Origin of the sequence: Actinoplanes sp. HUAS TT8, assembly GCF_051380535.1 — a bacterium.
Classification (GTDB): domain Bacteria; phylum Actinomycetota; class Actinomycetes; order Mycobacteriales; family Micromonosporaceae; genus Actinoplanes.
This window is the reverse complement of sequence record NZ_CP195646.1, coordinates 7,028,112-7,041,463: the sequence shown is the minus strand read 5'-3', so window position 1 is coordinate 7,041,463 and position 13,352 is coordinate 7,028,112. Positions and strand designations below refer to the sequence as shown.

The 13,352-nt window shown below is 70.7% G+C and carries 14 protein-coding genes; 12 read left to right on the top strand and 2 right to left on the bottom strand.

Annotated features, from left to right (window positions below; translation table 11 throughout):
- Positions 1-7: 7 nt before the first annotated feature.
- From ACSHV8_RS31140 to ACSHV8_RS31125, 4 genes are all read left to right on the top strand, one after another.
- The gene (locus ACSHV8_RS31140) at positions 8-679 is read left to right on the top strand and encodes a response regulator (RefSeq protein ID WP_436521494.1); all 672 of its coding nucleotides are present in this window, start codon (positions 8-10) and stop codon (positions 677-679) included.
- Between the two features lie 72 nt (positions 680-751).
- Complete coding sequence (locus ACSHV8_RS31135; protein ID WP_436521492.1) at positions 752-2,290, top strand: GAF domain-containing protein; 1,539 nt, start codon at positions 752-754, stop codon at positions 2,288-2,290.
- 25 nt (positions 2,291-2,315) lie between these two features.
- Positions 2,316-3,431, top strand: a complete 1,116-nt coding sequence (locus tag ACSHV8_RS31130; protein ID WP_436521490.1) for a WD40/YVTN/BNR-like repeat-containing protein — start codon at positions 2,316-2,318, stop codon at positions 3,429-3,431.
- Entirely contained in the window at positions 3,428-3,724 is a 297-nt protein-coding gene (locus ACSHV8_RS31125) for a MoaD/ThiS family protein (RefSeq protein ID WP_436521488.1), read from the top strand. Before ACSHV8_RS31130 ends, ACSHV8_RS31125 begins: the two co-directional genes overlap by 4 nt.
- Positions 3,725-3,730: 6 nt before the next feature.
- Here ACSHV8_RS31125 and ACSHV8_RS31120 read toward each other — a convergent pair whose 3' ends face one another.
- Entirely contained in the window at positions 3,731-4,084 is a 354-nt protein-coding gene (locus ACSHV8_RS31120) for a hypothetical protein (protein ID WP_436521486.1), read from the bottom strand.
- Positions 4,085-4,202: 118 nt separating this feature from the next.
- On the opposite strand from ACSHV8_RS31120, the gene ACSHV8_RS31115 reads away from it, so the two are divergent.
- Complete coding sequence (locus ACSHV8_RS31115) at positions 4,203-4,748, top strand: TetR family transcriptional regulator (RefSeq protein ID WP_436521484.1); 546 nt, start codon at positions 4,203-4,205, stop codon at positions 4,746-4,748.
- 8 nt (positions 4,749-4,756) lie between these two features.
- On the opposite strand, the gene ACSHV8_RS31110 is transcribed toward ACSHV8_RS31115, so the two are convergent.
- On the bottom strand, positions 4,757-5,764 hold the full coding sequence (locus ACSHV8_RS31110; protein WP_436521482.1) for an SDR family NAD(P)-dependent oxidoreductase: 1,008 nt from the start codon (positions 5,762-5,764) through the stop codon (positions 4,757-4,759).
- 332 nt (positions 5,765-6,096) lie between these two features.
- On the opposite strand from ACSHV8_RS31110, the gene ACSHV8_RS31105 reads away from it, so the two are divergent.
- From ACSHV8_RS31105 to ACSHV8_RS31075, 7 genes are all read left to right on the top strand, one after another.
- Complete coding sequence (locus tag ACSHV8_RS31105; protein ID WP_436521480.1) at positions 6,097-6,270, top strand: hypothetical protein; 174 nt, start codon at positions 6,097-6,099, stop codon at positions 6,268-6,270.
- A gap of 32 nt (positions 6,271-6,302) precedes the next feature.
- Positions 6,303-7,502 carry a hypothetical protein gene (locus ACSHV8_RS31100; RefSeq protein ID WP_436521478.1) on the top strand — a complete coding sequence of 400 codons (1,200 nt, stop codon included), beginning with the start codon at positions 6,303-6,305 and terminating at the stop codon, positions 7,500-7,502.
- A gap of 102 nt (positions 7,503-7,604) precedes the next feature.
- Positions 7,605-9,869 carry an FdhF/YdeP family oxidoreductase gene (locus ACSHV8_RS31095; protein ID WP_436521476.1) on the top strand — a complete coding sequence of 755 codons (2,265 nt, stop codon included), beginning with the start codon at positions 7,605-7,607 and terminating at the stop codon, positions 9,867-9,869.
- 73 nt (positions 9,870-9,942) lie between these two features.
- Positions 9,943-10,947: an ABC transporter substrate-binding protein gene (locus ACSHV8_RS31090; RefSeq protein WP_436521474.1), complete on the top strand. Its 1,005-nt coding sequence runs from the start codon at positions 9,943-9,945 to the stop codon at positions 10,945-10,947.
- Positions 10,944-11,693 (top strand): ABC transporter permease, encoded by a 750-nt coding sequence (locus ACSHV8_RS31085; RefSeq protein WP_436521472.1) that lies wholly within the window; start codon positions 10,944-10,946, stop codon positions 11,691-11,693. Before ACSHV8_RS31090 ends, ACSHV8_RS31085 begins: the two co-directional genes overlap by 4 nt.
- Positions 11,686-12,429 carry an ABC transporter ATP-binding protein gene (locus ACSHV8_RS31080; protein WP_436521470.1) on the top strand — a complete coding sequence of 248 codons (744 nt, stop codon included), beginning with the start codon at positions 11,686-11,688 and terminating at the stop codon, positions 12,427-12,429. The genes ACSHV8_RS31085 and ACSHV8_RS31080 overlap by 8 nt, the downstream gene beginning before the upstream one ends.
- Entirely contained in the window at positions 12,426-13,352 is a 927-nt protein-coding gene (locus ACSHV8_RS31075; protein WP_436521468.1) for an ABC transporter substrate-binding protein, read from the top strand. Before ACSHV8_RS31080 ends, ACSHV8_RS31075 begins: the two co-directional genes overlap by 4 nt.

Below are 13,352 nucleotides of genomic sequence, written 5' to 3'. Positions count from 1 at the left end.
TGGCGGCATGAGCACGAAAATTCTGGTGGTCGACGACGAACCGCAGATCGTCCGGGCGCTGCGGATCAATCTCAAGGCGCGGGGGTACGAGGTGGAGACCGCCCGCGACGGCGCCTCCGCCCTGCACGTGGCCGCTCACTTCCACCCGGACCTGGTCGTGCTCGACCTGGGCCTGCCCGACATGGAGGGCGCCGAGGTGATCGCCGGCCTGCGGGGCTGGACGACCGTGCCGATCATCGTGCTCTCCGGGCGGGCCGGCAGCGCCGACAAGGTGGAGGCGCTGGACGCCGGCGCCGACGACTACGTGACCAAGCCGTTCGGGCTGGACGAACTGCTGGCCCGGATCCGCGCGGTGACCCGTCGGGTGCAGCCGCCGGAGGCGGAATCCCCGTACGTCAAAATCGGTCTTTTCGACATCAATCTCGCGGACCGTTCGATCAGTGGCGACGTGAAACTCACTCCGACGGAATGGCAATTGCTCGAACATCTGGTCCGGCATCCGGGCAAACTGATCACACAGCGCGAGCTGCTGCACGACGTGTGGGGACCGCAGTATCAGACCGAGACGAACTACCTGCGGCAGTACATGGCCCGGCTGCGCCGAAAGCTGGAGGAGGACCCGGCCCGCCCGCGGCATCTGCTCACCGAGCCAGGTATGGGATATCGCTTCCGGCCCTGAACTTTCTGCTACATCTCCGCGCGAACGGGCCGATTGTTCGGGTGACAGTTCTGAACGGCGGAGGAGTGGCACGTGCGGTGGTTCGGTTCCCGGGAGGCCAGCCCGGAGGTCACGCGACCTATTCCTCGCGACGTGGAGGCGCTCGAGGAACTCGTGCTGGCCCTGGACTCGGCGATCGACGAGACCACCGCCTGGCGGATCACCGTGGCCAGCACGGTCGAGTCGTACGACTTCGGCTACGGCGCCATCTGGCTCACCGAGGGTGGTCAGCTGCGGCTGCTGCACGAGGTCGGGCGGATCAAGCCGCAGGTGGCGGCCACCACCACCGGGCCGACGGTGCGGACCGACACCGGACTGATCGGCCGGGCCTTCCGCACCCGCCAGCCGGCCCAGGCCGAGACGGCCGAGGACTGCGGGGACTGCCGGCGCTGCGAGGCGGCGATGCGGGCCGGGATGGTCGCCGGGGTCGCGTTGCCGGTCACCCGGGGCAACGAGGTGATCGCCGTGCTCGAGTACTACTCGGCCACGCCGCTCTACCTGGATTCGGCCCGCCGGGAGAAGTTCGCCGCGATCGCCCGGATCGCCGAGCGGGCCCGGGCCAGCGCGGTCGCCGCGGCCGAACTGCGGCAGGCGTCGGACGACCGGATCGCGGTCACCACCGTCGTCAACCAGCTCGGCGCGGCCCAGGACAGCCAGAGCGCGCTGCGGGCCGCCCTGGACGCGGTGCGCAAGGCGTTCGGGTGGGCCTACGGGTCGTACTGGGAGGTCGATCCGGACGAGAACGTGCTGAAGTTCCAGGTCGAGTCCGGTTCGGCCGGTGAGGAGTTCCGCAAGGTCACGCTGGCCGCCACGTTCGCCGAGGGCGTCGGGCTCTCCGGTCGCGCCTGGCGGGCCCGGGACCTGGTCTTCGTCAAGAACCTGGCCGACCTCACGGACTGTGTCCGGGCCCCCGCGGCCGGCCGGGCCGGGGTCCGCTCCGGGGTCTGCTTCCCGATCATGAGCCACGACCGGATCGTCGGCACGATGGACTTCTTCACCACCGAGTACATCGACCTGTCCGAGTCCCGCGCGGCCGCCCTGCGCAACGTGCAGCAGCTGGTCAACCAGCGGCTCGACGTGCTGCGCGCCGGTGAGCGGGCGACCGCCAACGCCCGGGCCCTGCTGGACACCGTCGAGCGGCTGCGCAACGCCAGCGGCGACGCCACCGCGGTCGCCGAGCAGGCGGTCACCCGGGCCTCGGCGATGACCGCCGAGGTGGCCGCGCTGGGTCAGGCGTCCACCGCGATCGGCGACGTCATCAAGATCATCGAGTCGATCGCCGAGCAGACGAACCTGCTCGCGCTCAACGCCACCATCGAGGCGGCCCGCGCGGGCGAGGCCGGCAAGGGCTTCGCGGTCGTGGCCGGCGAGGTCAAGGACCTGGCCCGGGAGACCGCCGAGGCGACCCAGAAGGTGGCCGAGCAGATCGCCGGCATCCAGGCCAGCGCCGAGACGGTCGCGGCGGGCATCCACACCACGAGCGAGACGATCGGCAAGATGGACGCGGTCCAGGTCCGCATGAACGAGGTCCTCGCTGAACAGGCTGAAATGGCGCGTGCTCTGGAGGGCTAGGCGTTTTTTCGGGCACAGTGGGTCAATGACTGGCGTTCGTTTACTGGTAGGCACACGCAAGGGCGCGTTTCTCCTGACCTCGGACGGGACGCGCCAGGACTGGAAGGTCGACGGGCCGCACTTCGCCGGCTGGGAGATCTACCACCTCAACGGCTCCCCGGCCGAGCCCGACCGGCTCTGGGCGTCGCAGACCTCCGGCTGGTTCGGGCAGATCCTGCAGCGCTCGGACGACGGCGGGCGCAACTGGCAGGCGGTCGGGAACGACTTCACCTACACCGCCCCGGTCGGGGACCACCTCTGGTACGACGGCACCCCGCGCCCGTGGGAGTTCAAGCGCATCTGGCACCTGGAGCCGTCGCTCACCGACCCGGACACGGTCTGGGCCGGCGCCGAGGACGCGGCCCTCTACAAGTCGACCGACGGCGGCCAGAAATGGGAGGAGCTGACCGCGCTGCGGCAGCACCCCACCGGCCCCGGATGGCAGCCCGGCGCGGGCGGCCTCTGCCTGCACACCATCCTGCTGCACCCGACCGACCCCGAGCGGATGTACGTGGCGATCTCGGCCGCCGGGGCGTTCCGCACCGACGACGGCGGGGCGACCTGGTCGCCGATCAACGCGGGCCTGCGCTCGGAGGGCCTGCCCGACGAGGACGCCGAGGTCGGGCACTGCGTGCACCGGCTCGCCATGCACCCGTCCCGGCCGGACACGCTCTTCATGCAGAAGCACTGGGACGTCATGCGCACCGACGACGCGGGCGGCCGGTGGCGCGAGATCAGCGGGAACCTGCCGACCGACTTCGGCTTCCCGATCGGGGTGCACGCGCACGAACCGGAGACGATCTACGTCGTCCCGATCACCAGCGACTCCCTGCACTACGTGATGGACGGCAAGCTGCGCGTCTATCGCAGCCGCACCGGCGGCGAGGAGTGGGAGCCGCTGACCGCGGGACTGCCGCAGGCGCACTGCTACGTCAACGTGCTGCGGGACGCGATGGCGGTCGACACGCTCGACGAGTGCGGGGTCTACTTCGGCACCAGCGGCGGGCAGGTCTACGCGTCGGCCGACAGCGGGGACACCTGGACGGCGATCGTGCGCGACCTGCCGCCCGTACTGTCGGTGGAAGTGCAGGTGTTGCCGTGATCCGGGTCGTGCTCCCGGTTCACCTGCGGACCCTGGCCCGCAGTGCGAAGGAGGTCCGGGTCGAGGTGGCCGGGCCGGTCACCCAGCGGGCCGTGCTGGACGCCGTGGAACGGGACTATCCGATGCTCACCGGCACGATCCGGGACCGGCGGACCGGGCAGCGGCGGCCGCTCGTCCGGTTCTTCGCCTGCGAGGAGGATCTCTCCAACGACCCGCCCGACACGGTGCTGCCGGATCGGGTCGTCGCAGGCGAAGAACCGTTCATGGTGGTCGGCGCGATGGCCGGCGGCTGAGCCGGTTCAGCGCGGCGGCCGGTTCGGGACGATCGGGATCGTCCGCGGACCGTCCAGGCCGTTGAGGTTGATGACCTGGGGCAGGTTGCCGAAGTCGAACGGCCAGTCGCCGTGCGCCCAGGCCCCGGCCCGGATCCCGCTGCTGTTCACGATCAGCACCGAGCTGCCGCGGTTCACGCGCCAGTTCGCACAGTCGTGGTGGGCCCAGAGGCCGGTCCGGGCACCGATGCGGTTGAAGGTGTCGCACGCGGCCCGGACATCCGGGTCACCCTTCGGCCCGGCCTGGGCCGGCCCGGCGGTCATCACCAGGGCGGCGAGGATCCCGCCGCCCACGGCCGCCATTCTGGTCGCGGTTCGCATTTTTCTCGTCCTTTCCCTATTCCGGTACGTCGTCACGACCAGCTGACCATGTGGGGCGCGGTCGCTCTCCCGGATTGGGGAAAGCGACCGCGGGCGGGTGTCGGCCTACGATCGGCGCATGGTGAGGCGTACGGGTGCGGCGACCCGCGAGGAGATCCGCTCGGCGGCGACCCGGCTGTTCCGCGAGCGGGGCTACTCGCGCACGTCGGTGCGGGACATCGCGGCGCTCGCGGCGAGCAACCCGGCGCTGGTGATCCGGCACTTCGGCAGCAAGGAGCTGCTGTTCCTGGACACCATGCAGCTCACCATCGACGACGAGCCGATGCTGGACGTGCCGCCGGCCGAGTTCGGCGAGCGTTTCGTCGCGCGGCTGCTGGCCGACGACGACATCCGCGGGGTGTACCTGGCCCTGGTCCGGGGGTCGAACGAGCCGCAGATCAAGGAACGTCTGCAGAGCATCCACGAGCACACGTTCGTCGGGCCGTTGCGCGCCCGCCTGACCGGTGACGACGCCGACCTGCGGGCGCGGCTGGCCGCGGCCGTGGTGGGCGGTCTGCTCTACGCGCTGTGGGTGGTCGGCGACGCCCAGCTGGTCGCCGCCGACCCGGATGACCTGGTGACCCGCTACGGAGGGCTGCTCCAGCAGCTGATCACCCCGGCCTGATCGGTCCCCTACTGGATGGACCAGCCGCCGTCGGACGGCAGGATGACACCGTTGAGGTTCACGCCGTCGTCGCTGAGCAGGAACGTGATCGACGCGGCCAGGTGCTCGGCCGCCGCCACCCCGGGGATGAGCTGCAGGAACGGGCCGGTCTTGCCGAGACCGTAGGGTGACTGGTCGGTCGGCCGCATGCCGGTCGCGACCCCGCCCGGGGCGACCGCGTTGACCCGGAGACCTTCACCGCCGTACATGAAAGCGGTGTTCTTGGTGATGCCCACGACCGCGTGCTTGGAGGCGGTGTAGGCGACCCCGGCGGCGTTGCCGCGCAGCGCGGCCTCGGACGCGACGTTGACGATGGCGCCGCGGCGGGCGGTCAGCATGGCCGGGACGACCGCGCGGGTGAGTTTGAAGACGCCGTCGACGTTGACCGCGAAGACCCGCTCCCAGACCTTGTCCGAGGTCTCGTGGACCGGGGTGAAGTCGTCGACCACGCCGGCGATGTTGGCCAGGCCGTCGATCCGGTCGCCGGCCGCGGCGACGATGTCGGCGATCCCGGCGTCACTGGTGATGTCCGCGGTGACCGGGACGATCGCGTCGCCCAGCTCCTCGGCCAGGGTCGTGAGACCGTCGGCGGTGATGTCCACGGCGATGACCCGGCCGCCCTCGCGGGCGATGCGGGAGGCGGTGGCCCGGCCGATGCCGGAGGCGGCGCCGGTGACGATCACCGTCTTGCCGCCGAAGCGCCCGGCGGTGACCTGCTCGCGCCAGGCGCCGCCGTCGGTGTCCTCGGCCGGGGCCACCCCGCCGTTGACCTGCAGCACCAGCGCGTCCACGGCTTCCTGCGGGAGCTGGCCCTGGCTGAGTGCGACGAGCTGTCCCAGCGGGAGCGAGCGGACCGGGTTGAGCTGCGACTCGTCGAACGCGCCGCCCTGGCCGAGCAGGCCGCGCAGCGCGGGGCCGCCCTCCGGGTGCGCCAGCCAGTCGCCGATCGAGCTGGAGGCGGTGAGGGTGTTCGCCATGGTTCGTCCTTTTCGCGCGGAGGGGGGATGCGAAGTCAACTTAGTTTACTTAGCCGGGCCGGCGGAAGGGCCGTCCGTCCGGACCGGAAAACGGGGGAAAGCGGCAGTGACACCATGCGCAAAGGCGGACATGCCGGATCGTGCTCGACGATGTCCTCACCGGCCGGCTCATCCCGTCGCGGGCCCGGGGGATGGACGGACCCACCCGCACCTGCGGGCGCGGCCCCGCCGGCCCTCCGCGTCGCGCGCCTCCGGCGGACGCCGGCCGAGATCGGTAACCCGCGTTCACCGGCCTCGGCCAGGCCGGATACGCCAGACTGGACGGTGACACGGTGCGTCTCACCGAGGCCGGGCAGGAGCGGTTCGACCGGGTGCGGCACGCCTGGCCGGAGTGGTTCGACGCGCGTCTGGAGGACTTCACGATGACCGATCCCGGCGACCGTGCCCGGTTCGACCAGGCGCTCACCGACATCGCCCCGCCGGCCGGTTCCCCCGGCCGAGCCTGATCTCGGCGCTCCGGGTCGGCTAGGGTTCCGCCGTGGGATTGCTGGACCGGTTCGTCTCCCCCCGCCGCCGATTCGCGGCGCTGGCCCTCCGCGTCGCCCGGCAGACTCCGGGGGTGGAACGCGCGATCGAGCGGCCGGAGGACTTCGCCATCGCGATCTACCGCACCGGGTCGAACGGGCCGGCGCACCTCTACCTGGCGAACATCTTCCGCGAGACCGAGGGCGCGACGCAGGCCGAACGCCGGGAGCGCCTGGCCAAACTGGTTCGCATCATGGCGGCTCCGCCGCCACAGGACGATTGGGATTCGGTACGGCCGAAACTGCGTCCCGTCCTGCGCCCGGTCACGTTCGGGTCGGCCGGTCCGCCCGGCATGCGCCCGCCGATCTCCCGGGCGGCGCTGCCGTACCTGAAGGAGCTGGTCGTGGTCGACCAGCCGGACGCGATGGCCTACGTCGTCCCGGACCGGGTCGACGAGTGGGGCGTCTCGGCCGAGGAGGTCTTCGCCGCGGCCCGCGCCAACCTGGCCGAGATGGCCCGGACGTCGCTGGACCAGCCCTGGCCGAGCGGGCAGCCGCTGATCAGCATGCTCGACGACGGCGACGCGTACTTCACCTCGCTGCTGCTCGCCCCGGGCTGGCTGGCCGAGGTCGGCGAGCGGCTCGGCGGCCCGGTGCTGGCCTTCGCCCCGGACAACAACACGCTGCTGCTCTGCCCGCTGCCGGAGAGCACCGCCGAGCCGTTCTACGCCCTGGTCGACCAGCACTTCAAGGAGGCGCCGCGCAGCCTGTCGCCGGTCGGTTACGTGGCCGGGGCGCAGGGGCGGGCGGCCGCCTACACGCCGCCGCTGGGTCACCCGCACCACCTGTCGGCCCGGCGGGCCGAGACGCTGCTGGCCCTGACCGAGTATCACGGGCAGACCAACTGGCTGGCCGAGCAGTACGCCCAGGCCGGGGTCGAGGTGCACGTCGGCGGGCTGCTCGCGGCCGAGCCGGTGGGTGGCGTGCCGGAGACCATCGCGGTGTGGACCGCCGGGGTCAGCACGCTGCTGCCCAAGGCCGACACCATCGCGTTCGTGCACCCGGACGCCGGCCCGCAGTTCCGGGCGCCGTGGGACGCGGTGGCCGAACGGGTCGGGCTGGAGGCCGAGCCGCTGCTCGCGCCGGCCCGCTATCGGGTCGACGACTGGCCGTCCCCGGCCGTGCTGGCCGAGCTGCGCCAGGAGATCGCGTGAGCCGAGGTCCCGTCCCGCTGATCGGCTGTGATCCGCGAGACAGAACCTAATCTTGCCGGGACCACTGGACTCTGCCCCAGGGGCAGGGGGCAGACTTGCGGCATGGCGCCGATCGATGAGGAAGAAGCCCGGCTGCGCGTCGGAGCACCGGCCGACCACGCGGCCGGGCTCAAGGCCGTGCGGCTGAGCCTGGCCAACGCCGTGCAGAAGATGGGCGTCCGCAAGACGGTCCGCAACCTGCGCACCCTCAACCAGCACGACGGCTTCGACTGCATGAGCTGCGCCTGGCCCGACCCGCAGGGGCACCGCCACGCCGCCGAGTTCTGTGAGAACGGTGCCAAGGCGGTCGCCTGGGAGGGCACGCGGGACACCGCCGGGCCGGCCTTCTTCGCCGCGCACCCGGTCGCCGAGCTGGCCCAGCAGACCGACCACTGGCTGGAGAAGCAGGGCCGGCTCACGCATCCGATGATCCGCCGCGAGGGCGCCACCCACTACGAGCCGATCTCCTGGGCCGACGCGCTCGCCCTGATCGGCGCGCACTTCCGGCAGCTGGCCGATCCGAACGAGGCGGTCTTCTACACCTCGGGCCGGGCCAGCAACGAGGCCGCGTTCGTCTATCAGCTCTTCGCCCGCGCGCTCGGCACCAACAACCTGCCCGACTGCTCCAACATGTGCCACGAGTCGACCGGCAGCGCGCTGATGCGCACGATCGGTGTCGGCAAGGGCTCGGTCACCCTGGAGGATCTGCACCAGGCCGACCTGATCGTCGTCTCGGGGCAGAACCCGGGCACCAACCACCCGCGGATGCTCACCGCGCTGGAGATCGCCAAGCGTGACGGCGCCAAGATCCTGGCGATCAACCCGCTGCCCGAGGCCGGCCTGCTCCGCTTCGACAACCCGCAGAAGGTGCGCGGCCTGGTCGGCGGCGGCACCGGCCTGGCCGATCGGCTGCTGCGCATCCGGTCCAACGGTGACCTGGCCCTCTGGCAGGCCATCGGCAGCCTGCTGCTGGAGCGCGGTGTCGCCGATCGGGAGTTCATCGCGTCGTCCACGGTCGGCTTCGACGCCTGGGCCAAGCACGTGGCCGAGGTCGACCGCGAGGCCGTGCTGGCCGCGACCGGCCTGGAGTGGGCCGAGATCGAGGCCGCGGCCGACATGCTGGCCTCGTCAAAACGGATCATCCACTGCTGGGCGATGGGCATCACCCAGCACCGCAACGCCGTCGCCACGATCAAGGAGTTCGTCAACGTCGCCCTGCTCCAGGGCATGATCGGCAAGCCCGGGGCCGGCCTCTGCCCGGTCCGTGGGCACTCCAACGTGCAGGGCGACCGGACCATGGGCATCTGGGAGAAGCCGCCGGCCGCGTTCCTCGACCGGCTGAGCGCCGAGTTCGGCTTCGAGCCGCCCCGCGAGCACGGGGTCGACGCGGCCGACGCGGTCCGGGTGTTCCGGGACGGGCGGGCCAAGGTCTTCCTCGCCCTGGGCGGCAACTTCGTCGCCGCGATGTCGGACACCGAGGTGACCGCGGCCGCGATGCGCGACGCCGAGCTGACCGTGCAGATCTCCACCAAGCTCAACCGCAGCCACATCGAGGCCGGGCGGACAGCGCTGATCCTGCCCACCCTGGGCCGCACCGAACAGGACCTGACCGGCGGCACGGTGCAGCGGATCACGGTGGAGGACTCGATGTCCGCCGTGCACGCCTCCCGCGGCCGGTCCGAGCCGGCCGGGCCGCTGCTGCGCTCCGAGGTCGACATCATCTGCGGCATCGCCCAGGCCACGCTGGGCGACCGGCACGGCATCCCGTGGGCCGACTTCGCCGAGGATTACGGGCGCATCCGGGAGCGGATCGGCCGGGTCGTCCCGGGCTGCGACGACTACGCGACCAAGATCGACAACGGCGGCTTCACCATGCCGCACCCGCCGCGGGACTCGCGCACGTTCCCGACCCCGGAAGGCAAGGCCGTCTTCACGGTCAGCCCGCTGGAGGTGATGACCGTGCCCGAGGGGCGTCTCATCCTGCAGACGCTGCGCAGCCACGACCAGTTCAACACCACGATCTACGGGCTCGACGACCGGTATCGCGGGGTCTACTCGGGCCGCCGGGTCGTCTTCATCAGCGCGGCCGACCTGGCCGAGCTCGGGTTCGCCGACGGCGATCTGGTCGACCTGACCTCCGAGTGGCAGGGGGAGGAGCGGCACGCCGCCCGTTTCCGCCTGGTGGAGTACGACACACCCAAGGGCTGTGTCGCGGCGTATTACCCGGAGACCAACCCGCTGGTTCCGCTCGACTCGCAGGCCGAGGAGAGCGGTACCCCCACGTCGAAGTGGGTGGTCGTGCGGCTATCTCCTAGTAATTCAGTCTGATATGTGGGATGGGTCTGTAATGCGGGCCACTTCTCACTGGTGAACAGGCTGTTACGTCCGTACGTTGCCCTTCATGATCAACCGTCGTAGTCTCCTCGCCGCGTTCGCGGGCACCACCCTTACCGTCGCCCTGGCCGCCTGCGGGGACAAGGACGACAAACCCGCGGCCGCCGGCACGGTCCGCAAGATCCAGGTCGCGCTCGACTGGACGCCCAACACCAACCACACCGGGCTGTACGTGGCCCAGGCCAAGGGCTATTTCAAGGCGCACAACCTGGACGTCGAGATCGTTCAGCCGGGCGACGCCGACCCGGCCTCGCTGGTCGCGGCCGACAAGATCCCGTTCGCGATCAGTGCGCAGGAGGCGCTGACCCAGGCCCGGGCCGAGGGCGCGCCGCTGGTCTCGATCGCCGCGGTCATCCAGCACAACACGTCCGGCTTCGCGTCGCCCAAGGACCGCAACCTGACCCGCCCCGCGCAGTACGCCGGGAAGACCTACGGCGGCTACGGCGGCGCGATCGAGGAGCCGCTGCTCAAGACCCTGGTCAAGGCCGACGGTGGCGACCCGGACAAGGTCAAGGTGGTCAACGTCGGTGAGGCCGACTTCCTCACCGCGACCAAGAAGGGCATCGACTTCGAGTGGATCTTCTACGGCTGGGACGGCGTGAACGCCGAGCTCAAGGGCGCGCCGGTGAACATCCAGTACGTCAAGGACTACGACAAGGCGCTGGACTTCTACACCCCGATCCTGATCACCAACGAGAAGCGGATCAGCAGTGACCCGCAGCTGGTGAAGGACTTCACCGCAGCCGTGTCGCAGGGGTACACGTACGCCGCGAAGAACGCGTCGGAAAGCGCCGACATCCTGCTCAAGGCCGCGCCCGACCTGGACGCCGACCTGGTGAAGAAGAGCCAGGAGTGGCTGAGCCCTAAGTACCAGGACGACGCGGCGCGCTGGGGCGAGCAGAAGGACACCGTGTGGACCGACTTCAGCGCGTGGCTCTACGACCAGAAGGTGCTCACCGCCAAGGTGGACGCGTCGAAGGCGTACACCAATGAATTCCTTCCGTCGGCATGACCTGGCGTAAGTGGCTGCCGCCGGCGATCACGCTGGTTCTGCTGCTCGCCGGGTGGCAGGTCTACACCGGTGTGTCCGGGATCGACAAGTGGCTGCTGCCCAGCCCGGCCGACATCTGGGCCGCGGCCGTCGACCAGCGCGACACGCTGATCACGCACACCCTGGCCACCACCGAGCTGACCCTGTACGGCCTGCTCGCCGGGGTCGCCGCCGGTCTGCTCATCGCCGTCGTGCTGCACCTGGTGCCGGTCCTGCGCGCGGCCGTCTACCCGCTGCTGGTGATCAGCCAGAACGTGCCGATCATCGCGCTCGCCCCGCTGCTGGTGATCTGGCTCGGCTTCGGCCTGGCGCCCAAGATCGTGGTGATCGTGCTGGTCTGCTTCTTCCCGGTGGCCGTGGCCACGCTCGACGGGCTCGGCCGCAGTGACGCGCTGATCGCCGACTACCTGCTGATGAGCGGGGCGAACCGGCGGCAGCTGTTCACCAAGCTGCAGTGGCCGCACGCGCTGCCGACGATGTTCTCCGGACTCAAGATCGCGGCTACGTACAGCGTGTTCGGCGCGATCATCTCGGAGTGGCTCGGGAGCGAGAAGGGCATCGGGCGGTACATGATCCTCCAGAAGTCCGCATTCCGGGCGGATCGGATGTTCGTCGCCATCGCCGTCGTGGTCGTGCTCGCGCTGGTGATCTTCGGTCTGGTCGCGCTGCTGGAGAGGCTTACCGTGAAGGGGCGTCGCCATGTCTGACACACTGCGGGTGGCCGGGCTCGACCATAGTTTCGGCGACCTCCAGGTCCTGAAAAATCTCGACATCTCGGTGGGGGACGGCGAGTTCGTCTCGATCGTCGGCCCGTCCGGCAGCGGGAAGAGCACGTTGTTTCACCTCATCGGCGGCCTGCTCACGCCGACCGCGGGCACGATCGAGATCAACGGCGTGAACGCCGTCGGCCGCCGTGGCCTGATCGGTTACATGCCGCAGCAGCCGGCCCTGATGCCCTGGCGCACGATCGAGGCCAACGTCGTCCTGGCCCGCGAGATCGCCGGCAAGGCCGACAAATCGCTGGCCCGGGAATGGCTCGCCCGCGTCGGCCTGGAGGGCTTCGCCCGCTCGTACCCCCATCAGCTCTCCGGCGGCATGCAGCAGCGCGTCGCCTTCCTCCGTGCCCTCATCTCCGACCAGGAACTCCTCTGCCTGGACGAGCCGTTCAGCGCGCTCGACGCGATGACCCGCTCCGAGATGCATCGCTGGCTGCTGGACATCTGGGAGGCCAACCGCCGCTCGGTTCTCTTCGTCACGCACAACATCGAGGAGGCGCTGCTGCTCTCCGACACCGTCTACGCGTTCTCGCACCGCCCGGCCACGGTCCTCGAGAAGATCATCGTGCCGTTCGACCGTCCCCGCCGCGCCGACGTGGTCGACGACCCCGACTTCGTCAAACTGCGCCGCCGCCTCACCGATCTGCTGACAGGTAGCCCGTCATGACCCTCACCCACGTACGCGTGATGCTCGAATATTTCCACCCGTGGACCAACGCGGCCGGTCTCTACGCGGCCAGCCACCACGGCTGGTACCGCGACGCCGGCCTCGACGTCGAGCTCACCGTCTTCGACCCGCTGCGCGGCGACACCCTGGAACACCTGGCCCGCGGCGAGGCCCACCTGGGGGTCTTCCCGACCAACCGGCTGCTGGTCCGCAGCGCGGCCGGCCAGCCGCTGCACGGCGTCGCGTCGATCAACCACCGGGGCATGGAGACCATCCAGACGGTGGCCGGGCGCGGCATCACCCGGCCCCGCGACCTGGCGGGCAAGCGCCTCGCGCTGAACCCGACCCCGCGCGGCGTGGCCATGGTCCGGCACCTGATCGCGGCCGACGGCGGTGACCCGGACGCGGTCGAACTGGTCGACAGCGGATACCGCGAACTGAGCGTCGACGACATCGCGGTCGGCACGGTCGACGCCACCTTCGGCGGATACTGGGCCTGGGACGCACTGTTCGCCCAGCTCCCGGGCTCGGAACGGATCGTCTGGCCGGTCGACGAGATCGGCGCGCCGCCGTACCACAGCTACCTGCTCGGCGTCGGGCCCGCGCTGACCGACCCGTCGCTGCTGGCGACGTTCCTGGAGGTCACCGCACGCGGCTACCGTGCCGCCACCGACGACCCGATCGGCACCCTCGACGTGCTGGACCGGGTCATCCCGTACTTCCCCCGCACGATCCTGGCCCGCTCGCTCGACCTGATCGCGCCGACCTGGTGGCACGGCGACCGCTGGGGCGACATCCGTCCCGAGCTGATGACGCCCTACACCGGCTGGCTGGCCGCCAACGCGATCCTCCCGCCGGCCTTCGACTGGCGCCAGGCCATCCACCCCGCGGCGTTGTCCCTGGTCGAGGAGGTCCCGCGATGA